This is a genomic window from Streptomyces sp. iso_384 (assembly GCF_056172905.1).
Window position 1 is genome coordinate 4,858,366 of record NZ_JBWBTT010000001.1, and the last position, 22,090, is coordinate 4,880,455.

Sequence of the window (22,090 nt, forward strand, 5' to 3'; positions counted from 1 at the left end):
CGGTCGGCAGCCTCCCCGGACCTCGAAGATCCTGGCCCCCGAAGGGGCGGGATCTTCGAGGTCGGGGAGGTCCGGCCGGTGTGGCAGTTCCGCACCTACGCTGGATCCTTCACCGGCCGCGGCGGAGGACAACGGGATGAGCGCGACGACGACGTACGTACGGTTCCAAAGCACCGGGCGCAGCCCCCGGGGCCACTTCCCCGGCATCTTCGCGCTGGCCAACGGCCTGGCCCGGGAAGGCCGTCTGACCGAGGAGCAGCACCGCGTCTGGCGGGCGGGCAACGACTGGTACGACGCCGCCTACGCCGATCCCTCGAGCGTCGATCCGACGGTGTACGACCCGGCGGTGAATCCCGGTGCGGTCGCCTGGTTCAAGACGTCGGCGACCCATCTGCTGGACCGGATCCCGGACTATCTCGCGCTGCTGGCCGCGCACGGGGTGCCGTGCGAGCGGCTGGAGTCGACGGATCCCGGCCGGGTGGTGTACGAGGACGATGTCCAGATCGTGGTGGTGCCCCGGACCGGTGGCGGGCACGGGGCAGGAACGGACGCCGAAGCGGATGCGGCGGAGCTTGCTCAGGGCAGCCGTACGCTCAGCTGACGGCCCGCTTCCCGGTAGCCCAGCGCCTGTGCGACCCGGCGGGAGGCGGGAGGCGGGAGGCCGGGCCGCCACTGCGGCAGCAGCTCGGCGATGAGTGCGTGCGCGGTGGCCGCGCGCGCCACTTGTCGGGCGAGGCCCCTGCCCCGTGTGCGTCCGGTGCGGTCAGCACGCAGAGGTGGGCGGCCCGGTCGGTCGGCGCGGTGATCAGCGCGGCGTCGCCGACGGCCACCACGCCCACCCAGGACGGCGGGGCCGGCGACGACCCCGGCGACGACCACCCCCGGGCGGCCGGGAGTTCCGAAGGCGGCGCCGGTCCGGCGGCCAGCTCCCGCCACAGCGCACGGGCGCGGGACACCAGCGGGTCGGCCGGGTCGGGCGGCATGGCGGGATTCTCGCGCGCCCGGCGCAACTCTCACCGGAACTATCGTTCGGATACGTGGCGTTCACCGGTTGCGCTAGACAACTCCCGTATGCCGTAGAGCTGATGACGGTTTCAGGCCACGCCCTGTCGCCGCCCTGGTGGAGCGCTGCCCCCGTCCTGTTCGATGGGCTTCGAACGTGCGCGCGCCGGCAGTGGCGCGCCCCAGGGAGCGGAGTTCCTCGATGTCCACGCAGACCGGCCCGGCGCTCGACACCCAGCCCCGCGGCCACGCGTTCGCCCCCGGCCCCAAGGGGCTGCCGCTCGTGGGAAATCTGCCGCAGTTCGGGAAGAATCCGCTCGCGTTCTTCGAACTCCTCCGCGAGCACGGGGACATGGTGCGCTGGCGGTTCGGCCGCAACCGGTGCGTCTTCCTCACCGAACCCGACTGCATAGGCGAGTTGCTCACCGAGACGGAACGCACTTTCGACCAGCCGAAGCTCGGCATCGCGTTCCGTACGGTGCTGGGCAACGGGGTGATCGTGTCGCGCGGCCGGGAGTGGCGGCGTAAACGCTCGCTGGTGCAGCCCTCGGTGCGGCCCAAGCAGGTGAAGTCGTACGCGGCGACGATGGCCGACTGCGCGGTGGAGCTGGCGGACCGCTGGTCGGACGGCCAACGCGTCGACATCAAGCGGGAGATGGCCGAGCTGACGCAGAAGATCGCGGTGCGCACCATCTTCGGGGTGGACACCCCGGCGGACTCCGAGGCGATGGGCCGGGCGATGGACGTCGCCCAGCTGGAGATCGGCAAGGAGTTCGCCGGGATCGGCGCGCTGCTCCCCGACTGGGTGCCGACGCCGGGCCGGGCGCGTATCAGGAAGGCCGCCGCCGTCATCGACGCCGAGGTGGGCCGGGTGGTCGCCCGGCACCGGGAGGGCGAGGAGGAACGCCCCGACCTGCTCAGCCGGTTGCTCACCGCGGTCGACGAGAGCGGAACGCACCTCAGCGACGAGGAGATCCGCGACGAGGCGGTCACGCTGTACATCGGCGGCCACGAGACGACGAGCACGACGCTGGTGTGGGCGTGGTATCTGCTCGCCCGCAACCCCCGCGTCCGCGACACGCTCGCCGAGGAGCTGGACCGGGTGCTGGGCGACCGCGAGCCGGGCTTCGAGGACTACGCCCGGCTGACGTACGCCCAGGCCGTGGTGAAGGAGACCCTGCGGCTGTATCCGGCGGTCTGGCTGATCACCGGGGTCGCGAAGGAAGGGGCGACGATCGGGGGCCTGCCGATCGAGGAGGGCACCCGGGTGTGGAGCAGCCAGTGGGCCACGCACCGCGACGCGCGGTGGTTCCCCGAGCCGGAGGAGTTCCGGCCCGAGCGCTGGGACGCCACGAGCGGCGACGAGATCGCGGAGTACGCGTGGTTCCCGTTCGGCGGCGGCCCCCGGGTCTGCATCGGTACGCGCTTCGCGATGGTGGAGGCGGTGCTGCTGCTGGCCGTGCTGGCCCGCCGTTTCACCCTGGACGTCGACCCGGGCGAGATCGGGCCGGTGACGGGCCTGACGCTCCAGCCGGACCGGGACGTGCTGGCGACGGTCCGGGCGCGATAGCCGGACGGGCCGGAAAGCGGTCGGCGCCCGGCTCCTCGTGCGAGGGGCCGGGCGCCGTGATGCCGGTCGCGTCAGTCCTGCGGAAGCCACTTCTTCCAGACGTCCGGATGGCGCTCGATCCAGCGCTCCGCCGCCTCCTGGGGCGTCAGCTTCTGCGAGGCGATCATCTCGGAGACCTCGTTCTGGTCCTTCTCCGACCAGTGGAACTTCTTCAGGAACGCCGACGCCTCACCGCCGCGCTCGGCGAAGTCGGCGTTGAGGAACTTCTGCAGCGGTGTCGTCGGGTACGCGCAGTCGATGTCCGCCGGGTCCTTGGCCGCACACGCGTCGGTGTACTCGGGGAGCTTCACCTCGACCATCGGAACCTCGTTGAACAGCCACTGCGGCTGGTACCAGTAGCTGAGGAAGGGCTTCTTCTCCTTGGCGAACTGCTGGATCTGGGTGATCTGGGCCGCCTCCGAGCCGGCGAAGACCACCTTGTAGTCCAGGTCCAGGTTCTTCACCAGGGCCACGTCGTTGGTGACATAGGACGGCGAGCCGTCCATCAGCTGGCCCTTGCCGCCGCTCTCGGCGGTCCGGAGTTCCTTCGCGTACTTGTTGAGGTTCTTCCAGTCGGTGACGTCCGGGTGCTCGTCGGCCCAGTACTTCGGGACGTACCAGCCGATGTGGCCGGTGACGCCGAGGTCGCCGCCGCGGACGATGGTCTTCTTCTCGTCGACGTACAGCTTCTCCTGGTCCGGGTGGCCCCAGTCCTCCAGGATCGCGTCGACGCGGCCCTGGCTGAGGGCGTCCCAGGCGGGCACCTCGTCGGTCTGGACGAGGTCGACGCGGTAGCCGAGCTCCTCCTTGAGGAGCTGCTCGGCCACGGCGACGTTGGCCTGGGCGCCGACCCAGGACTGGACGGAGAGCGTGACCGTCTTGACCCCGGCGGGGGCCGCGAACGGCGAGGCCTGCTTGGTCATGTCGGCGGCGCCGCAGCCCGCCGTGGCGAGCAGCGCGGCGGCCGACGACAGCGCCGTGATCAGGCGCGTACGGGAGCGGTTCATCTCAGCTCTCCTGTCGCTGGCGGCGGGTGGTGGGCTGGGTGACCCGGTCGAGCATCAGGCCCAGGCAGACGATCGCCGCTCCGGCGACGAGGCCGGTGGCCAGGTCGCCCTGGGCGAGGCCGAGGACGACCTCGTAGCCGAGTGCGCCGGAGCCGACGAGTCCGCCGATGATGACGACGGCGAGGACCAGCACGACCGCCTGGTTGACCGCGAGCAGCAGGGAGGGCCTGGCCAGCGGGATCTGGACCTGGCGCAGTTGCTGGCCGGGGGTCGCGCCGAGCGAGCGGGCGCACTCCATCGCCGCCGGGTCGACTCCGCGCAGGCCCTGGGTGGTGATGCGGATGACGGCGGGCAGCGCGTACACGACCGCGGCTGCGGCGGCGGGGGCGCGGCCGACGCCGAACAGGGCGACGACGGGGATCAGGTAGACGAACTGCGGCATGGTCTGGAAGACGTCCAGGACCGGCCGCAGCAGCCTCTCCAGCCGCTCGCTGCGGGCCGCGCCGACGGCGACGCCGAAGCCGATGACCAGGGTGACCGCGACGGCGGCGAGCACCTGGCTGAGGGTGTCCATGGAGGGTTCCCACACGCCGAGTACGCCGATCGCGGCCATGGCGAGGACGGCGGTGGCGGCGGTGCGCCAGGTGCCGATCGTCCAGGCGAGGGCGGCGACGATGAGCAGCACCGACCACCAGGGCAGTCCGGTGAGCCCGCTGCGCAGCGGGTTGAGGACGCCGCTGGTGAAGTGGGAGGCGAGGTCGGCGGTGCCGCCGACGACGGGCACCCCGGTGTAGAGGTGGTCGACCATCCAGTCCTTGGCGGTGTTGACCGGTCCGGCGATGGCCACGGTCACGTCCTCGGGCCAGACCCGGCCGTCGGTGGCCCGTCCGGCGACGGCGACGGCCGCGGTGACCGCGGCGGCCAGGGACCAGCCGCGCCAACCGCGCAGCAGGGCCGGACCGGTGGGCTCGGCGCCGATGCGGCGTCCGGCCGCCTCCGTCGTACGGTCCAGCACGACGGCCAGCAGCACGATCGGGATGCCCGCGGCGAGGGCGGCGCCGACGTCCACGGAGGACAGGGCCTGGTAGACGCGGTCGCCGAGGCCGCCCGCGCCGATCACGGACGCGATCACGGCCATCGACAACGCCATCATGATGGTCTGGTTCAGGCCGAGGAGCAGTTCCTTGCGGGCCAGCGGCAGCCGGGCGCTCAGCAGGCGCTGCTTGCCGGTCGCGCCGAGCGAGGCGACGGCCTCCATGACCCCGCTGTCCGCGCCGCGCAGTCCGAGCGCGGTGAGCCGGGCCATCGGCGGAGCCGCGTACACCACGGTGGCGAGGACCGCTCCGGGCACGCCGATGCCGAAGACCAGCACCACGGGCAGCAGATACGCGAAGGCGGGCAGCACCTGCATGGTGTCCAGGACCGGGCGCAGGATGCGGAACACGCGGTCGGACAGACCGGCGGCGAGGCCGAGGAGCAGACCGAGCACGACGGAGGCGAGGACCGCGACGACCATCAGCGCGAGCGTCTGCATCGTCGGCACCCACATGCCGAGCAGTCCGCAGACCAGGAACGAGACGGCCGCGGTGAGGGCGAGCCGGAGACCGGCGACGCGCCAGGCGACGGCGGCGGCGAACACCGTGACACCGGCCCAGCCGAGGGCGAGGAGGACCAGATAGACGCCGCGCACGGAGAGCACGACGGCGTTGCTGATGTGGCCGAAGACGTAGAGGAACAGCGGGTGGCTGTCGCGGTTGGAGATGATCCAGTCCGTCACGTCACCGAGCGGCGCGGAGAGGTCGGCGGTCAGCGCGTCGGGCCAGATGCCCCCGCCCCAGCGGCTGTGCACGACGGGAACGACGACCGCGGCGACGAGCGCGAGCAGCAGGAGCTTGGCGGCGGCCGGCCGGTCGCGGAGTGCGGCCACCGGCCCCCGGCGCGCGCCCGCCGGCACGGCGCGGGCCCCGGTGGCCTGTGCGGTGGCCATCAGAGGGTCACCTCGCGGGAGCCGTCCGGTGTGTCGGGCGCGTCGGGGGCGTCAGGGGCATCGGTGGCGGTGGAGGCGTCCGGGGCGGTGGCCGTGGTGGTCGCCTCGCCGGGGCCGGATGTTCCGGCGACGACGTCGAGCAGGCAGGCGTGGTCGACGACGCCGACGAGCCGGCCGCCGTCCATCACCCGGGCGGCGGGGTCGCCGGAGCGGGAGACCGCTTCGATGGCCTCGGAGACGGTGGCGTCGGGGCGTACGGCCGGGCCGCGCTCGCTCTCCCCGGCGAGCGCGGGGCGCATGGCGGTGGCGACGGTGAGGACCTGCTCGCGCGGCACGTCACGGACGAACTCGCGGACGTAGTCGTTCGCGGGCGAGCCGACGATCTCCTCGGGGGTGCCGAGCTGGACGATGCCGCCGTCGCGCATGAGCGCGATCCGGGTGCCCAGGCGCAGCGCCTCGCTGAGGTCGTGGGTGATGAAGACCATGGTGCGGCCCTCCTCGCGGTGCAGCCGGACCACCTCGTCCTGCATCTCGCGGCGGATCAGCGGGTCCAGCGCGCTGAACGGCTCGTCGAAGAGGAGGACGGAGGGGTCCACGGCGAGCGCGCGGGCGAGCCCGACGCGCTGCTGCTGGCCGCCGGAGAGCTGCGACGGGCGCCGGTCCTCCAGACCGGCGAGGCCGACCTTCGCCACCAACTCGGCTGCCTTCGCCCGGCGTTCGGCCTTGCCCAGGCCCTGGATCTCCAGGCCGTAGGCGACGTTGTCCAACACCGTTCGGTGCGGCAGCAGTCCGAAGTGCTGGAAGACCATCGCGGCGCGGTGGCGGCGCAGTTCGCGCAGCCGGGCCCGGTCCATCGCGAGGACGTCCTCGCCGTCGATGGCGAGGGTGCCGCTGGTCGGCTCGATCAGCCGGGTCAGACAGCGTACGAGGGTCGACTTGCCGGAGCCCGACAGGCCCATGACGACGAAGACCTCGCCCTTGCGGACGTCGAAGGAGACGTCGCGGACGGCGGCGGTGCAGCCGGTGGCCTCGCGCAGTTCGGCGGGCGGCAGCGCGGCGTGCTCGCTGCCGGGGATCCGGTCGGCCTTGGGGCCGAAGACCTTCCAGAGATTGCGTACGGAGAACACGGCGTTCTCGTCCGTCCCGGTGGCCGCCGTGTTCCCGGCGGGCTCGGTGGCCTCGACGGTATTGGTTCCGGTCATCGGGCATCGCCTCCGGTGCTGGTGCTGGTTCCGGCGGCCGGCGCGGTCTCACGCGCCCGGTCCGCGAGGAGTTCGGCGCACTTCTCGCCGACCATGAGGACCCCGATCATCGGGTTGACGGCGGGCATGGTCGGGAAGACGGACGCGTCGGCGATCCGGATGCCCTGAAGGCCACGGATGCGCAACTGCGGGTCCACGACGGCCTCTTGGTCGTCGGTTGCGCCCATCCTGCAGGTGCCCGCCGGGTGGTACACGGTGTGGGCGACCTTGCGGGCGTACTCGCTGATGTCCTCGTCCGAGGTGACCTCGGGTCCGGGGCAGACCTCGCGCTTGAGCCAGTGGGCGAGCGGTTCGGTGCGGGCGATCTCCCGGGCGAGCTTGATGCCGTCGACCAGTGTGCGGCCGTCGTAGTCGTCCTCGTCGGTGAAGTAGCGGAAGTCCAGAGCCGGCTTGACCTCGGGGTCGGCGCTCGTGAGGTAGAGGCGGCCCCGGCTGCGCGGCTTGGGGATGTTCGGCGTCATCGACACCCCGTGCTCGGGCTTCTCGTGGCCGAGCCGCTCCGGGTTGTCGGTGAACGGGATCTGGTAGAAGTGGAACATCAGGTCCGGGCCCCGGGATCCGGGGTCGCGGCGGACGAAGAGTCCCGCGTCGGAGTCCATCGCGGAGTTCTCCGGGATGGGCCCGTCGGTCTCCCAGACGATGACGGACTCGGGGTGGTCGAGCAGGTTCTCGCCGACACCCGGAAGGTCGTGGCGCACCTCGATGCCCAGCGCGGCCAGGTCCTTGCGCGGGCCGATCCCGGAGTGCATCAGCAGCCGGGGCGTGTCCACCGCGCCCGCGCAGACGATGACTTCGCGGGCGGCGCGCAGCAGGACCTCCTCGCCGTCCTTGGTGCGGACGTGTACGCCGGTGGCGCGGGTGCCGTCGAACTCCAGGCGGTAGGCCCAGGTCTCCAGCAGGATACGGAGGTTGGGGCGGTCACCGGCCTCGATGTGCGGGTGGAGATAGGCGACCGAGGCGGAGGAGCGCTTGTTGTTCTCGGGGTGGTAGGCGAGGTCGAAGAAGCCGACGCCCTCGTGGAACGGCTTGCTGTTGAAGCTGTCCACGCGCGGCACTCCGGCCGCCTCCTGGGCGGCGTCGACGAAGTCGCGGGCGATGGCGTTGCGGTCCTTCTCGTCGACCGGGACGATGTTGTTGCGCAGCTTGGCGAAGTACGGGTCCATCGCGGCCGCGTCCCACCCCTCGGCGCCCGCCTCGGCCCACTCGTCCCAGTCGCCGGGCAGCGGCTTGAAGCTGATGAGGGTGTTGTGCGAGGAGCAGCCGCCGAGGACCCGGGCGCGGCTGTGCCGGATGTGGCTGTTGCCGCGCGGCTGGTCGGTGGTGGGGTAGTCGTAGTCGAGGTCGCCGCCGAGGAGGCCGAGCCAGCGGCGCAGGGTCAGCACGTCGTCGCGGTCGATGTCGGTGGGGCCGCCCTCGATGACCGTGACGGTGACGTCCGGGTCCTCGGTGAGCCGGGAGGCGATGACCGATCCGGCGGTGCCGCCGCCGACGATCACGTAGTCGGCCACGGGGCCGTCGGGGACTGCGGTGCTGCGTGGGGTGGAGGGCATCGGTCACTGCTCCTTCTGCAAGGTTCGTGCGTGTACGTGGTGCTGCGAACAGCCGGGGGCCCCGGGGTCGATGCGGTCGGGGCCCCAGGGCCTGTCGTCACATTCCCGTCGTCGCCCGGCAGGCGGGAATGTGACGACAGGCGCTGGCAGGCGTCAGCCGGCGAACCAGCGCTGGGGGCGCGGGTTGAGGTTCTGGTAGATGTGCTTGGACTCGCGGTACTCGGCGAGCCCGGTCGGGCCCAGCTCACGGCCCGTGCCGGACTTCCCGAAGCCGCCCCACTCGGCCTGCGGGAGGTAGGGGTGGTAGTCGTTGATCCAGACAGTGCCGTGGCGCAGCCGTCCGGCGACCCGGCGGGCCCGGCCCGCGTCGGTCGTCCAGACCGCGCCGGCGAGACCGTAGTCGGTGTCGTTGGCCAGCGTGATGGCCTCTTCCTCGGTACGGAAGGTCTCGACGGTGAGAATCGGGCCGAAGGTCTCCTCGCGGACCACCTTCATCCCGCGGTGGCAGCCGTCGAGGACGGTCGGCCGGTAGAAGTAGCCGCCCTCGGGGCGTACGTCGTTCGGCTTCGGGCGCTCGCCGCCGGCCCGGACGATCGCGCCCTCCTCGCGGGCGGAGGCGACGTACATCTCGACCTTGGCGAGCTGCTGGGCGGAGACGAGGGGGCCGCACTCGACACCGTCGAGGGTGCCCCGGCCGAGGCGGATGGCGTCGGCGCGGCGGGCCAGCTCGGTGACGAACCGGTCGCGGATGCCCTCCTCGACGATCAGGCGGGCTCCGGCGGAGCAGACCTGGCCGCTGTGGAAGAACGCGGCGTTCAGCGCCTGGTCGACGGCGGTGTCGAAGCCCTCCTCGGTGGCGCAGGCGTCGGCGAACACCACGTTGGGGTTCTTGCCGCCGAGCTCCAGGGCGACCTTCTTCACGGTCGGCGCGGCCGCCTGGGCCACCTTCGTACCGCTGGCGAGGCCGCCGGTGAAGGAGACCAGGTCCACGTCCGGGTGCTCGGAGAACCGGGCGCCCACCGGGTCGCCCGCGCCGGTGACCAGATTGGCGACGCCGTCGGGCAGTCCGGCCTCGGAGAGCAGCCGGATCAGGTGAACGGTGGAGAGCGGGGTGACCTCGCTGGGCTTGAGCACGAAGGTGTTGCCCGCGGCGAGGGCCGGGGCGATCTTCCAGCTGGCCTGGAGGAGGGGGTAGTTCCAGGGGGCGATCAGGGCGCAGACACCGACGGGCTCGTGGACGACGATGCTGTGGACGTCGGGGTCGCCCGCGTCGACGACCCGGCCGCCGCTCTCGTTCATCACGAGGTCGGCGAAGTAGCGGAAAGCTCCTGTCACGTCGTCGACGTCGACCCGGCCCTCTTCGAGGGTCTTGCCGGTGTCGCGGCTCTCGGTGATCGCGATCTCCTCGCGGTCCCGCTGGAGCAGCTCGGCGACCCGGCGCAGCAGTCCGGCCCGCTCGGCGACGGGCTTGTGCGGCCAGGGGCCGTCGTCGAAGGCGCGCCGCGCCGCCGCGATCGCCGCATCGGCGTCCTCGGCTCCGCCCTCCGCGACGACGGCCACGACCGTGGCGTCGGCGGGGTCGAGGATCTCGCGCGTCGCGCCTGATCCGGCGGCCCGCCAGGTGCCGTCGATGTGGATGGTAGTGAGCGCCGACATGTCGTTTTTCGCCTTCCGTGCCTGAAATGCCCCCTCCGGTTCGGCCGGGGCAAGCTGCGCGGTGGACCGGGGTACGGCACACCAGCGGCCTGGACCCCTCCCCGGTCCGGCGGAATGTATGCCGAGAATTTCACGCAGAGTGATGCGCCTCACGCGTGACGGCCTCTTCGGGGCGGTTCCCGGGGCTCCGTGCGGGACGGCCCGGTACTGGTCAGGCGGGTGGTTCCGTACCGGCCAGCAGACGGGCGGCCCGCTCCCACACCTCCGGCCCCTCCCCCGCGACGGCGGCGGCGAACCGCTCCGGGCGGGCGAGGAGCCGCCGGTGGCCGGGGTGCAGCGCGGTGTGCGCCAGCAGCCAGCCCGCCAGGAGGTACGGATCCCCCGGCGCGTCGGACCAGCGCTCCCGGTACGCCTCCCGTGCGGCCGCGGCCTCTCCCCGGACCAACAGCACATCGGCCCGGGGCGGTGCGGTGTCCGGCCCGGTGTCCGGCCCGGGGCCCGGTGCGATGTCCAGTGCGGTGTCCGGTGCGGCATCCGGACGGAGGTAGAGCGCGCCCCGTACGTCCTGCCAGTGGGTGCGCTCCGCTGCCGGGACAAGCCGGGGCGGCCGGGCCGGCGGGAGCGGCGTCCCGGAGCGCAGCGCCGCCGCCAGCCCGGCGCGCTCCTCGTCCGCGCACCGCAGATGGCGCAGCCGCCACTCGGCCCGGTGGCCGGCCGCCGCCGCCCGGGCCCGCGCCACGGCCCGCCCGTCCACCGGTTCGCGCAGCCAGCCGTCGACGGTGCGGGTGAGCCCGGCGACCAGCCGGCGGCCGGGGCCGGTGAGCGCGCCGCGGGTCGCCAGGGTCCGCAGGACCGTACGGGTCTGGATGCGGCGGAGTGCGAAGCGGAAGGGCGCCAGGTCCAGCGGATCGGCCGCCCGGTCCCCGATCCGGTCCCGCCAGAATCCGGCGACGCCGACGAAGGCGTACGCGCCGTGGAGAAGCCCCGGCAGATGGCGCGGGTCCGGACGCCAGGGGGCGTAGTGCTCATCGGTGCGGTCGTCGTCGAGCATCGCGAAGAGGTGGAGCAGCGCCCCGAGCTTGCTGTGCTGGAACTCGTGGACCATCGTCTCGGCGAGCGCCGCGCCGTTCGGCGGCTCCGCCACCACCATGGAGCCGAACGCGTCCGCCGTGGAGGCGCTGAGCCCTTCGACGGGGCCGTTCGGCAGCCGCCCGGGCCAGGGCACGATGCGCCTGACCTCCTCGGGTCGCAGCGTGCCGGGGCGGGTGGAGCCGGATCCGGTGGTGGGATCGGGGCCGGAAGCGGGCGTGGCGTCGGAGCCTGACGCGGGGGCGAGGGCCGGGTCGGCATCGAGCAGCCCCACTGCTTCGGCGAACAGCCGCTGCCAGGTGCCGAGTTCGCGTGGTGTGAGCCGGCGGGGCGGGATCGGGCGGTCGAGGTCGCGGTAGGGGTCGGTGTCGTCGAGGGCGACCGCGGGCCCGCCCGGCCTGACCGGCAGCCGGTGCGTCGGCCACCACACGGCGCTCTGCGGTGCGGTGAGCGGGCGCACGGTCAGCGCGGTCGCCCCCGTGCCCCGTACGGTCGGGGCGAGGTGCAGCTCCCCCTCGCGTACGCGCGCGCGAACCGGCTGGAAGCCCAGCAGCGGGGTGCCCGGCAGCCGGGCGAGTCCGAGCGTCGGCAGCGACACCGCGCCTTCTCTCGCGGGTACGACGAGGTCGGCAGCCGTTCCGGCGCGGAGCGCGGCCACCAGGGCGACGGCGGCCACGTGCCCGGTGTCCACCCAGAACGGCGGGCCGACGGCGGTACCGTGCAGGCGGCGCAGCGTATGGGCGAGCCAGCTGCCCACCTGTGGGCTGAGCAGCAACTCCTCTGCGCAGCCCGGCCTCCGCGCCTCGGCCCGCTCCACGGTCCGCCAGCCGGCGCCGAGGTCGACGGGGCCGAGCAGGGCGGGCCGCTCCTCCAGCCGGCTCAGCAACTCGCCGATCATAAGGAGGCATCGGGACCGCTCGGCCTGTGCGAGGAAGCCGACCGCCTCCACCGACCCTCCGCCCGTGGCAAGTTCGTCGAACCAGCGGCCGGGCATCCGTATCGGTCCGCGCACCCGCTCTCCTCTGTCGTGGTCCCGACGTGACCCTGTGGGGTCTCTTCCGGGGCGGGCCGCACAGCGCTCAGTCGGCGCGGGCGGTGGGGGGTTCGGACAGCGTGCTGGTGCGCGCTCTTCGGATCTCCTCCAGCAGACGCCGTCCGGGAGCGGGAGCGAGGGCGCGCACGGCGGCGACGCCCACCTCCGCGAGGTCCGCGACATCGGACTCCAGGTAGTCGGCCGGATCGCCGGCCGATGCCGTCTGCTGCAAGGCCTGTTCCCCCTTATCGGTCCGGCGGCACACGATGCCACCCGTCCTTCCCCATCATGACGAATAGGTTGCCTTCCGGAAACCCGTGCGATCACGCCGTACGATCACGGGCCCGGTCGTTCCTCGTCCAGGAACTCCCGCAGGGCCTGCTCCAGTTCGGCGGCCCGGTCCGGGTCGTCGTCGAGCAGGGTGACGGCCCGGTAGAGGTCCCAGGGGCCTTCCGGACGCCGCCGCAGCGTCCGCAGGATGCCCAGGATGTCCGTACGGGGCACCGCGTGCCGCGGCATTCGGGCCACCAGGACGGGGTCCAGCTCCGCGACCATCGTCTGGCGTTCGTCGCGGTCGCTCATCAGCGGATAGGCGAGCAGCGCTTCGACCACCCGGACCAGCCCGCCGCCCGCCCGGCCCCGCCCGGCGGCCTCTCCGTTCCGTGGTGGTGGCGGGGCGGGCAGGTGTTCCGTGTGTCCGGGGCGGTGCAGCTGGAGCGTGGGGAGCTGGGTGGGGCCTCCCTCGGCGCGCAGCCGGTCGAAGTGGCCCCGGACGGCCGCGAAGAGCGCTTCCGGGTCGGGGGCCGGGCCGCCGGGCAGGGTGGCCAGTTCGCGCAGGAGGATGTCCGAGAAGACACCCTGACCGCGTACGGGGTCGTTGGCCGCGCGCTGTCCCCGGTCGGCGGCCAGCAGCACGCTCTGCCGGTGGATCCGCAGGCGCTGCCCGGCGGGGAGGCTGCCGTCCGGGATCGTGACGGCGGGGCGGTGGCGCTCCTCGAAGGTCTGGCAGGCGTCGACGACCCAGTTCTGCCTCTCGAACCCGGGCAGGACATCGCTGCTCAGCCGGCGGCGGGCGGACTCCAGGTCGATGTTGCGGCGGTCCGCTTCCGTGGCGTCGGCGCAGTAGAGCCGCAGGTGTTCGTCCCGGTCCAGGACGCCGTGCCCGCCCCACCAGATCCAGAGCATGTCCCCCTGACGGGCCGGCAGTTCGTGTACCAGGGCCCGTCGCAGGGTCTCGTGGTCGGCGCCGCGGTGGCCGGTGACCGCGTCCGGGCCCTGTGCCGGGGCGAGGTGGAGCAGGATGTTGCCGTCCGGCACGCCCGTGAACCGCAGCCAGTCCCGGAAGCGCAGGGCGTCGCGGGCCGGGCCCGGCAGGGTCCAGCGGGGACCCGCCGCATAGGCCTCGACGCCGACGACGAGCGCCACCACCCGGGCGGGGTCGACGGTGGGCGCGCTCACGGCAGCCGCTCCGCGATGGCGCGGTAGACGGCCGGGTCGCTCCAGTAGGCGCTGTGGGCGGCGGGGAACGGCTGCCGGTTGTCCGTAGCGATGTCCTCGGCCCGGCCGGGGAACACCGGTGCGGCGGCGAAGCCGAGCAGATCGCGGCGGTCGTGGAGGTTGAGCCAGCCGGGGACATGGGCGGGCAGGGGTTCCGGGTGGTCGAGGTGGGGCAGCGCCCCCGTCTCGTACAGGAACGGCGCCTGCGAGCCCACCGTGACCAGCAGCCGGACGCCGGGGAGTGGGGCCTCGATCAGGGTGTCGAGGGCGATGATCCCGCCGAGGCTGTGGCCGAGGAGGACGACGGGCGGCTCCACGGCGGCGGCCAGCTCGCGCAGAGCGGTGCGCAGGGGGCCGCCGCGGACGAGGAACTTGAGCACGTCGCCCGCGGCCGGGTGGGCGGCCCCGGTGAGGGCGCGGCGGCGGCGCACCGCGTAACGGGAGCCGAGCCGCAGCGCGGGCCGGCCGATCAGCCGGCCCACCGGACCCCTGGTGGAGCCGGAAGCGGTGGCGCCGAGCTCCCTGGCGATCCGGTCCACGGCGGCGTCGCGGGTGGGGCCGTCGGTGATCACCGGCGCGTCCTCGGCGAGGGCCGCGCCGATCACGGCGGCGGCCAGCGCGCGGGCCAGCAGCGGCGCCAGGTCTTCGGGGTCCAGGGCTTCGGCGGCCGGGGCCAGCAGGGGGCTGCGGGCGAGGTCGGCGGCCCGTGCTCCGAGGCCGGGCCCCAGCTCCGGGGCGACGCTCTCGCCGCGGGCCGCCAGCCGGGCCAGCCGGTCCTGGAACTCCTCGTCCGGGAAGGCCGCGCCCGGGGGTGTCTCTTCCGCCGGGCCGTGCGCGGCGACCAGGGCCAACTCCGCCTCCGGGTCCCGGTAGAGGCGCTCCCAGGCGGCGGTCTCCTCGTCCTCCTCGCCCGCCGCGTCCCGTTCGGTGGCCCCGGCCCCGTCCGGCGGAATGCTGGCCCCGCCCGCCGCGAGCCGGGCGCCGTACCGTTCGCCCCAGTCGAGCGGCACGACCCGCACACCCGGGGCGGCCTCGGTGAGCGAGGCCGTGACCTTCGCGTTCAGGGCCTCGGTGTGCGGCGGCCGCACGCCCGTGCCGTGGATGAAGATGACCGTGGTCATGCGTCGCCCCCGTCAGTGGTGTTCCCGCCGGCCGCACCCCGTCACACGTCTGCCGTCAGCGGCTTACCGGCCTGCCCGTCACACGTCCGGCGCCGGCGGTCTCCCGGCCCCGCCCCCGTACCGATCCGTCACGTCACGTCACGTCACGTCACAGCGGGATCACCGTCGCGTCGTACTCGATGCGCTGGTGCAGCCGGGCCGAGGTCCGCCACGGGTGCTCCTCCCCCAGAACACGCGTCAGGCCCTCCACCGCCCGGGCGTTGAGCCGGTCCGCCTCCGCCGAGTGGCCCAGTCCGCGATGGTCCAGGGAGAGGTTCGCGACGCAGACCAGGGTGAAGGGGTGATCCTCGCCCGCCACCTCGGTGAGCAGGGGCAGCGTGGCGCTGTCGACCTCCAGGGCGCCGGCGAAGTCCAGCCTGGCGTAGTGGTCGTTGGCCCGGCCGAAAGCGGCGGCCAGTGAGTAGACGTGCCGCTCCCCCAGGTCCGCCCGGAGCCGTTCCCCCGCGACCGTGTCCAGCCGCTCGGCCTCCTCCACCTCGCCCAGGGCCCGCAGGGTGGCAGCCACGTTGATCATGGCGCACAGGGTGTACGGGTGGTGCTCGCCGAAGATGTCCCGGTAGCCGTCGAGGGTCTGCCGCCCGAGGCGGCGGGAGTCCTCCAGCCTGCCCGCGATCCGGCGGTCGACGACCGCCGCCAGGGCCGCCCCCAGGGTTTCCGGGTACGCCGCGCCGTATCTGCTGGTGAAGCGCTCCAGGATATCCTCGACCAGCTCCGCCGCCCCCTCCAGGAATCCGGCCCGGCGCCGGCAGATCGCGAGGTTCAGCGCGGCCCGGATGGTCGCCGCGTTGGTGGGGCCGAAGTGGGTGCGGTAGGTCTGGTAGGTCGACTCCTGCAGAGCCCGGGCCTCCAGGAAGTCGCCCGCCTCGCGGGTGTCCGCCGCCAGGGCGCTCAGGGTGTTGACGGTGAGCCCGCTGGTCGGGCCGTAGAGCAACTGCCGCTGCCTGGCGGACTCCTCGTCGATCTCCCGCGCCTGCCGGAAGTCGCCGTTCACCCGCAGCGAGAGGCCGTAGCTGTGGGCCGCGCTCAGCGTCGTCGGGTCCTCGGGGCCGTAGAGGTCGCTCGCCCGCTCGTAGGCCTCGGCGCTCAGCTCGCGGGCGGCCTCGAAGTCGCCCCGGTACCGCAGCGAGCCGGCCAGCTGGAGCATGGAGTCGATCACCTCCTCCTCGGGGATCGGCGCGGTGCGCGAGACCTCCATGGCCTGTTCGCTCAGCGCCGCGGCCTCCGCGATCCGGCCGAGGTGGTGGAGGTAGAAGCCGAGCATCTTGGTGATCCGGATGACGTGCAGGTCGTCCTCGGCGGACTGCTCGCTCCAGGCCTCCCACGCCTGCCGGGTCAGGTCCGCGCCCGCGTCGTGGGCGCCCCAGTAGTAGAGGAAGGTGACCATGTCGAAGACCAGGTCGCGCACCCAGGCGTCCGAGCTGTTGACCGCGCCGGAGGCGATCATGTGGGGCAGCAGTCCGAGGTAGGTCGACCACTGTTCCGGTGAGGCGGGCAGGCCCGGCTTGGCGGTGGTCAGGAGCAGATGGGCGGCGTTGCGCATCCGCTCCCGCTCCTCCGGGTCCAGCCGGGCGACGATCACGTTCTGCATGAGCCGGTGCATCTGGAGCGTGCCGGCCTTGTGGTCGAGGCGGACCAGCGAGAGCTTGCTCAGATCGCGGGTGGCGCGGGCGAGCAGCAGCGGGTCGCGGAGCACGGGGTCCAGCTCGGGGGTGATCTGGACGTTGCGGCCGCCGCGGAGCATGTTCAGCGGGATGGGTTCGGGCGCCATGCAGGCGCAGATCTGGAGGAGTTGGCGGGCGGCCGGGTTCTCGGCGGTGAGCCTGCCGAGCGAGATGTCCCACACCGCGGCGACGGGCAGCGGGTAGTCCGGGGACGGGGCCAGTTCGAGGATTTCGGGGCGGCGCTCTTCCAGCAGCTGGAGGTACTCGTCGACCGGCATGCCGGTGGCCGCGTGCCAGGCGCCGGCCTGCTCGACGGCGAGCGGCAGATCGCCGAGCGCCTCGGCGAGCCGGCCCGCGTCGTGGGTGCTCAGTCCCCGGGCCCGGCGCTGGAGCAGGGCGATGCTCTCCTCGCGGTCGAAGACGTCGACGCTGAGGGGCGTGGCGATCCGCTCCCACTCCCGGTTGCGCGAGGTGACGATGATCTTTCCGGTGCCGCCGTTGGGGAAGTACGAGCGCACCGCCTCGATGTCCTCGGCGTTGTCGAAGACCAGCAGCCAGTTGTCGAAGGGCTTTCCGGTGCGCAGGGCCTCGCGGACGGCGGGCACGGCGGTGTTGGCCTGCGGGCCGACCTGCAGGCCGAGGCTGGCCGCCAGCTCGGCGAGCGCGGCCAGGATCAGGCTCTCCTGCTCGGCGGGGATCCACCAGATGACGTTGTAGTCGCCGCTGTGGCGGTAGACGTACTCCACGGCGATCTGCGATTTGCCCACGCCGCCGAGGCCGTGCAGAGCGTGCGGGAGGACCGCCGTCGTCTCGTCCTCGGTCAGCTGCCGCTCCACGGCGGCGAGAAGCGACTCGCGGCCCGTGAAGTTGGGGTTCTTGGGCGGCACATTGCCCATGATCTTCGGCTGGCCCGAACGGACGAAGCGTGCTTCCGGCGTTTTGACTTCCATCTCCTTGTGGGCCCTCCGGGCGGTGTTGTCAGCTGGTGCCGAGGTGTCAGCTGCTGGTGGTGTCGTGGGCGGCACGGGTCCTCCTGGTGAAACGACGCTGTCCGGTGGCAGCTTTGCCCAATTCGGGGCGTCTTTCATCGGTTTCGCACCGATCTCACCCGGCCGGGCAGGGGGGCCGCCCGGCGGGCGCACCAGGCGGGCCGCCACCCGGGCGGCCCGCCCCGCGTACGGGCCGGCCAGCGCCCGCAGCACCGCGAGCTCGATCCGGAGCCAGGGGCGGGCGCCGGGTTCCACGCCGGGCAGGGCGGTGCGCACCGGGTCGTGGAGGGCCGCGCGGAGCCGGGCGCCGTGCCCCTTGCCCGTACGCAGTTCCGCCAGCAGGCCGACGGTGCGGGCGAGTTGGGTCCTGGTGCTGGTGGCGAGCAGCGCTTCGCGTACGTCGTCGGCGAAGTCCGGCCCGCCCTCGGCGTCGGTGTCCCAGTCGATCAGGCCGCCCATCATGACCTCGGCGAGGTGCTCGGGCCCGGCGTCCGGCAGGGCTGCCTCGCGCAGTTCCTGGATGACGGCGAAGTCCATCGGGACGAGGGCCAGGAGCACGGCGAGCTGCCGGGCCAGGGGGCTGGCGAGCGAGCGGAACCTGCGTACGGCGGCGGCCGCCGCCCGGGGGCCGTCGACAACCGGGGCGCGCAGCCCGGGGGCGGAGGCTCCCTTGGCCATCGCGCCCGCCAGCACGACCGGCAGGGTCCGTCGCACCCCGCGTTCGCCGGTGACCAGGTCGGCCCAGGCGCGGAAGGACCCGGCGCGGACGCTGAGCACCGGTACGGGCACGGTGTCGTCGTCCGGTTCGGGCAGCGGCCGTACGGGGTCGTGGGCGCCGTGCGGCGGGCGGCAGTGGAAGCGGCGGTTCGGTGCGCCGAAGCCGCCGGCGTCCAGTTGGGCGCGGAAGGGGAACAGCGAGGAGCGGTGGCGCAGATAGGGCGGCAGGAGGTGGACGAGCGCGGTGGGCCCGCCCGAGGTGAGCCGTTCCAGCAACCGGTCGGCGCCGGGGCCCGCCCAGCCGTGGGCGAGCCCGTCCGTGACGACGAGGAAGAGCCGTGAGCTCCGGCCATCGAGCAGTTCGGCGGGGTCGCCGTCGCGTCCGCCGGGCCAGCGCAGAGCGGGTTCGCCGTCGGCGGGCAGGGTCACCCCGACGGTGCGGACATCACGGAAGGCCCCGCTGCGGGTGGCCTCGTCGGCGATCTGCCGCACGGTGCCGTGCCACGGCGGCATGGTGGGGGCCCGGTCGACGAGGAGCACCAGGTCGAAGGCGCGCTCACGGTCGGGGAGGAAGTAGGGGACCCAGAGGCCGTCGGTCAGCCCGTGCTCGGCGGTGCTCTCCTCGTCCAGCGCGCTGCGGCCGCCGGTGGGCACCCTGCGGCCCAGCCCGCGCAGCGACCTGGCCAGCCGTAACCGGGCCCTCCGCACGGCCCGGTCGCGTCCGGAGCCCGGCAGCCGGTCGGGGCCGGTGCGCGTGTGCTCCCGGACGGTCCGGATCTCGCGTTCGTACGCCGCGGGCCCCGGCAGCCCGGAGACCCCGGGCACGGTGTCGGGCGCGGGGTGCGGTGGTGGGCCGGGGAACGGGTCGGGCGGGGGCTCGGGCGCTCTTGCGGACGGTGGCCCGAGGGGCGACGGGCGGGCGGGGCGGGGCGCGTCGGGGCGCGGTTCGGCGTGGGGAGGGTGGTCCGGGGCGGGCCCGGTGGTGCGGTGGGCGTCGAGCCGGGCGGCGGCGAGCCAGGCGGCGTCGGCGAGCTCCGTCCAGTCGGCGCCCGCGCCCGGGTCGTACGGGCTGCCGTCCTCGGTCCGGTCGCCGGTGGCGCGATCGGGGGAGGCGGCCGGCGCGGACGCGGGGTCCGGAGCGCGCTCCCTGGGCAAGCCGTTCATCAGCGGCCCTTCGAGAGGTCTCGGAGGAGCATCTCGACGAGCTTACGCCCGTCGGCGTCGGGTTGAAAACCGCCCGCGGTCGTCAGCTGGACGGCGTTGAGCAACTGGTCGATCGACTGGGTGCCGCCGCCGCGTTGGCGGTTGACGAACTCGTCCACCAGCGCCTCGACGCCTTCCGGGCGTTGGCTCAGATGGCTGACGACGATGCCGATCAGCTGCTCGCGGCCGGGCGGTTCCATCTCCAGCGGCAGACAGCGGCGGCGGAACGCGGCGGGGAACTCCCGTTCGCCGTTGCTGGTGATGACGACGACGGGGAACTGCGCGCATTCCACCCGGCCGCCCTCGATCCTCGCCGTGCCGCGCGGGTCGTCGGTGAACACGGTCGCCGACTCCTCGTTGCTGCGCACGAGTTCGGGGATCTCGTAGCTGCCGTTCTCCAGGACGTGAAGGAGGTCGTTGGGCAGATCGATGTCGCTCTTGTCCAGCTCGTCGACGAGCAGCACCCGGGGGCGCTCGTAGGCGAGCAGGGCGGTGCCGAGCGGGCCAAGGGTGACGAAGTCGCCGAGCGCGGGCGGCCCTTCACCGGTCGCCTCCCGCTCACCCGCGTCCGCACCGGCGTCGTCCGGTGCGGGGCCGTGGGTGTTCCCGGCGTCGGCCGCCCGCCAGGCGGCGATGGCCTGGGCGCGGCCGATCGCGTCGTACGCGTACAGACCGCCCCTGAGCGTGCTGCGGCTGACGACGCTCCAGGGCAGCACCCGGCCGAGCCCCAGCTCACGGGCGAGCAGATAGGCCAGCGTGGACTTGCCGACGCCCGGCGGTCCGGTGATGAGCAGCGGGCGGCGCAGCAGCAGGGCGGCGTTGACCGCGTCGATCTCCTCGCGGCGGAGCTGCGGCCCGTCCTGGACCCGGCCGAGGCGGCGATCGGCGGCCCGGTCGTCCTCGGGCGGTGGCGGCTGGAGCGGTGCGCCGGGGAACGTCCGCCAGGGCGGCGGCGCGGGCAGCTCCGGCGGCTCGCCCGCGGGCGCCTTGCCGGTCGCGTGGAAGACCCACCACGGGGGCGGCGGGGCGGCGGAGGTAGGTCCGGTCATGCCGACAACAACTCCTCACGATCGACCAGTCGGTACGGGTCGTCCCAGAAGAACGCGATGTGCCGGCCCACCCAGAGCGGGCCGTCCTCGTCGACCTCCGCTCCCATCCTCAACCTGTTCACGATGTCCGGCAGTTGGGCGTAGGCGTGTCCCAGGAGCAGGGTCAGCAGTTCACTGGAGTGCGAGGTGCTCTCCAGCCTGCGGTCCCAGGCGGCGAGACCGATGCCCTCGACGACGGCGGTCTGCAGCGCCTCCAGACCGTGCCCCTGGACCGCGGGCGCGTCGAGGATGACCGCGGTCAGCGACTCGTCACCGGCGAGATGGGCGCGCCAGCGCTCGAAGCCGTCCCGGTCCGCCGCCTTCCATCGGTGCGGGGCCGGGGCGGGTGCGGTCCGCAGCCGGTCCCAGCGGGCCTGCCAGCGGCGCAGTTGCCCGGCGTCGCCGCGCATCCGGTCCAGGCTGCGCAGATGGACGCGGTAGCGCAGGCCGATCGGCCAGGGCCTCGGGGCTCCGGTACCCAGTTCCAGGCGGGCCATGTCGTGGTTGAGCAGGTCGAAAGGGAGCAGGAACTCGACGTGGACCGGACCCTGTTCGCCGGTCGCGGGCCGGTCGGCCCACAGTGCCTCGCCCTGCTCGACGGCGGCTTCGACCGCTTCGGCCAGGGTGTCCAGGGTGACGGTCTGCACCTGGCCCGGCTCCGGTCGCCAGTAGCCGGGGGCCTTGTTGATCCAGTGCCGGACGAAGACGTCCGGTGAACCGTCCCGGGCCGGGTCGACCATCACGACCAGGCACCGGGGCACGGTCGGGTCGGGGGCGGCGGGCCGCTCCAGGCGCTGCCGGCAGACGGCGAGTGCATCCGACGCCCCGGGAACCCCGGCCCGGGCGTCGTCGGCCGCCGCCGTGGGGTCGCCCGTCGCCCAGCGGTCCGACCAACGGCGCAGCGGTGCGCCGCGCTCGGCCGACAGGGTGGCGGCCGCCTCGACCAGCACGACGGCGGCCGGGAGGCCGTCGGCGCGCGCGGTCATGTCCTGCGCCTGGTCGAAGAGTTCGGCCGGGGTTCCGCTGTCGGGCAGTTCGCCGGGCAGCTCCTCGGCGAGGAGGGCGCGCAGCCGTACGCCGTCGATGTCCGTCGCCTCGTCGAGCAGCGGGCGCGCCTGCCGGGCGACGCTCTCGGCGAAGACGGGTGCGGGCCAGGGGCCCGGCCGGTCGCCGTCGGTGCGGATGCCCGCTTCGGCGGCGATCCGCTCGGCGTCGTCCTTGCCGGAGACGACGCGGACCGCGTAGAGGATCGCCTCGGGGCCGCCGGTCCGGTGGATCACCTTGCGGACCAGATGCATCATGTCGATGCGGGGCGTGCTGTCCGGGTAGGTCAGCTCGATGTCGAGCCGGTAGGCCACCGTGTCCACGAACTCGTACCGCTGGCCCCGGTCCTTGACGCAGTCGAGCAGGGTCAGGGCATCGACCAGCGCCTGCACCAGATCCGGTCCCGGGCGCCCGTGCGGGACAGCGTCCACAGCCGACCATCCCCCGCCGAGTCGGTCCAACTCACATGGCTGGCGGCGAAGTTATCACGATTGAATCTTCGGCAACCAGGATCT

The 22,090-nt window shown here is 73.6% G+C and carries 15 protein-coding genes; 2 read left to right on the forward strand and 13 right to left on the reverse strand.

Annotation, left to right across the window (positions count from 1 at the left end; all coding sequences use genetic code 11):
- Positions 1 to 136 precede the first annotated feature (136 nt).
- Complete coding sequence (locus AC0VY3_RS21860) at positions 137 to 601, forward strand: hypothetical protein (protein ID WP_475550368.1); 465 nt, start codon at positions 137 to 139, stop codon at positions 599 to 601.
- On the opposite strand, the gene AC0VY3_RS21865 is transcribed toward AC0VY3_RS21860, so the two are convergent.
- On the reverse strand, positions 594 to 983 hold the full coding sequence (locus AC0VY3_RS21865) for a hypothetical protein (RefSeq protein ID WP_475550369.1): 390 nt from the start codon (positions 981 to 983) through the stop codon (positions 594 to 596). The two genes, AC0VY3_RS21860 and AC0VY3_RS21865, sit on opposite strands and share 8 nt — an antisense overlap.
- Positions 984 to 1,204: 221 nt before the next feature.
- Between AC0VY3_RS21865 and AC0VY3_RS21870 the strand changes: the two genes are divergently transcribed.
- Positions 1,205 to 2,572, forward strand: coding sequence for a cytochrome P450 (locus AC0VY3_RS21870; protein ID WP_475550370.1), 1,368 nt, complete (start codon positions 1,205 to 1,207; stop codon positions 2,570 to 2,572).
- Between the two features lie 71 nt (positions 2,573 to 2,643).
- Here the strand turns inward: AC0VY3_RS21870 and AC0VY3_RS21875 are convergent, their stop codons facing one another.
- The 12 genes from AC0VY3_RS21875 to AC0VY3_RS21930 form a co-directional block, all read right to left on the reverse strand.
- Complete coding sequence (locus tag AC0VY3_RS21875; RefSeq protein ID WP_475550371.1) at positions 2,644 to 3,618, reverse strand: ABC transporter substrate-binding protein; 975 nt, start codon at positions 3,616 to 3,618, stop codon at positions 2,644 to 2,646.
- 1 nt (position 3,619) lies between these two features.
- On the reverse strand, positions 3,620 to 5,605 hold the full coding sequence (locus AC0VY3_RS21880) for an ABC transporter permease (RefSeq protein ID WP_475550372.1): 1,986 nt from the start codon (positions 5,603 to 5,605) through the stop codon (positions 3,620 to 3,622).
- Positions 5,605 to 6,807: a quaternary amine ABC transporter ATP-binding protein gene (locus tag AC0VY3_RS21885; protein WP_475550373.1), complete on the reverse strand. Its 1,203-nt coding sequence runs from the start codon at positions 6,805 to 6,807 to the stop codon at positions 5,605 to 5,607. The genes AC0VY3_RS21880 and AC0VY3_RS21885 overlap by 1 nt, the downstream gene beginning before the upstream one ends.
- A complete protein-coding gene (locus tag AC0VY3_RS21890) occupies positions 6,804 to 8,417 on the reverse strand; it encodes a GMC family oxidoreductase (protein WP_475550374.1) in 1,614 nt (537 codons plus the stop codon). Before AC0VY3_RS21890 ends, AC0VY3_RS21885 begins: the two co-directional genes overlap by 4 nt.
- Positions 8,418 to 8,570: 153 nt before the next feature.
- Entirely contained in the window at positions 8,571 to 10,073 is a 1,503-nt protein-coding gene (locus AC0VY3_RS21895; protein WP_475550375.1) for an aldehyde dehydrogenase family protein, read from the reverse strand.
- A 211-nt stretch (positions 10,074 to 10,284) separates the two neighbouring features.
- Entirely contained in the window at positions 10,285 to 12,174 is a 1,890-nt protein-coding gene (locus AC0VY3_RS21900) for an HEXXH motif domain-containing protein (RefSeq protein ID WP_475550376.1), read from the reverse strand.
- 67 nt (positions 12,175 to 12,241) lie between these two features.
- Positions 12,242 to 12,427: a hypothetical protein gene (locus tag AC0VY3_RS21905; protein ID WP_240805778.1), complete on the reverse strand. Its 186-nt coding sequence runs from the start codon at positions 12,425 to 12,427 to the stop codon at positions 12,242 to 12,244.
- A 104-nt stretch (positions 12,428 to 12,531) separates the two neighbouring features.
- Complete coding sequence (locus AC0VY3_RS21910) at positions 12,532 to 13,653, reverse strand: effector-associated domain 2-containing protein (RefSeq protein WP_475550377.1); 1,122 nt, start codon at positions 13,651 to 13,653, stop codon at positions 12,532 to 12,534.
- Positions 13,650 to 14,813, reverse strand: coding sequence for a hypothetical protein (locus AC0VY3_RS21915; protein ID WP_475550378.1), 1,164 nt, complete (start codon positions 14,811 to 14,813; stop codon positions 13,650 to 13,652). The genes AC0VY3_RS21910 and AC0VY3_RS21915 overlap by 4 nt, the downstream gene beginning before the upstream one ends.
- A 148-nt stretch (positions 14,814 to 14,961) precedes the next feature.
- Entirely contained in the window at positions 14,962 to 19,404 is a 4,443-nt protein-coding gene (gene fxsT / locus AC0VY3_RS21920; protein ID WP_475550379.1) for an FxSxx-COOH system tetratricopeptide repeat protein, read from the reverse strand.
- The gene (locus tag AC0VY3_RS21925; RefSeq protein WP_475550380.1) at positions 19,404 to 20,492 is read right to left on the reverse strand and encodes an AAA family ATPase; all 1,089 of its coding nucleotides are present in this window, start codon (positions 20,490 to 20,492) and stop codon (positions 19,404 to 19,406) included. The genes fxsT and AC0VY3_RS21925 overlap by 1 nt, the downstream gene beginning before the upstream one ends.
- Positions 20,489 to 22,006, reverse strand: a complete 1,518-nt coding sequence (locus AC0VY3_RS21930) for a VMAP-C domain-containing protein (protein WP_475550381.1) — start codon at positions 22,004 to 22,006, stop codon at positions 20,489 to 20,491. The genes AC0VY3_RS21925 and AC0VY3_RS21930 overlap by 4 nt, the downstream gene beginning before the upstream one ends.
- Positions 22,007 to 22,090: the final 84 nt, after the last annotated feature.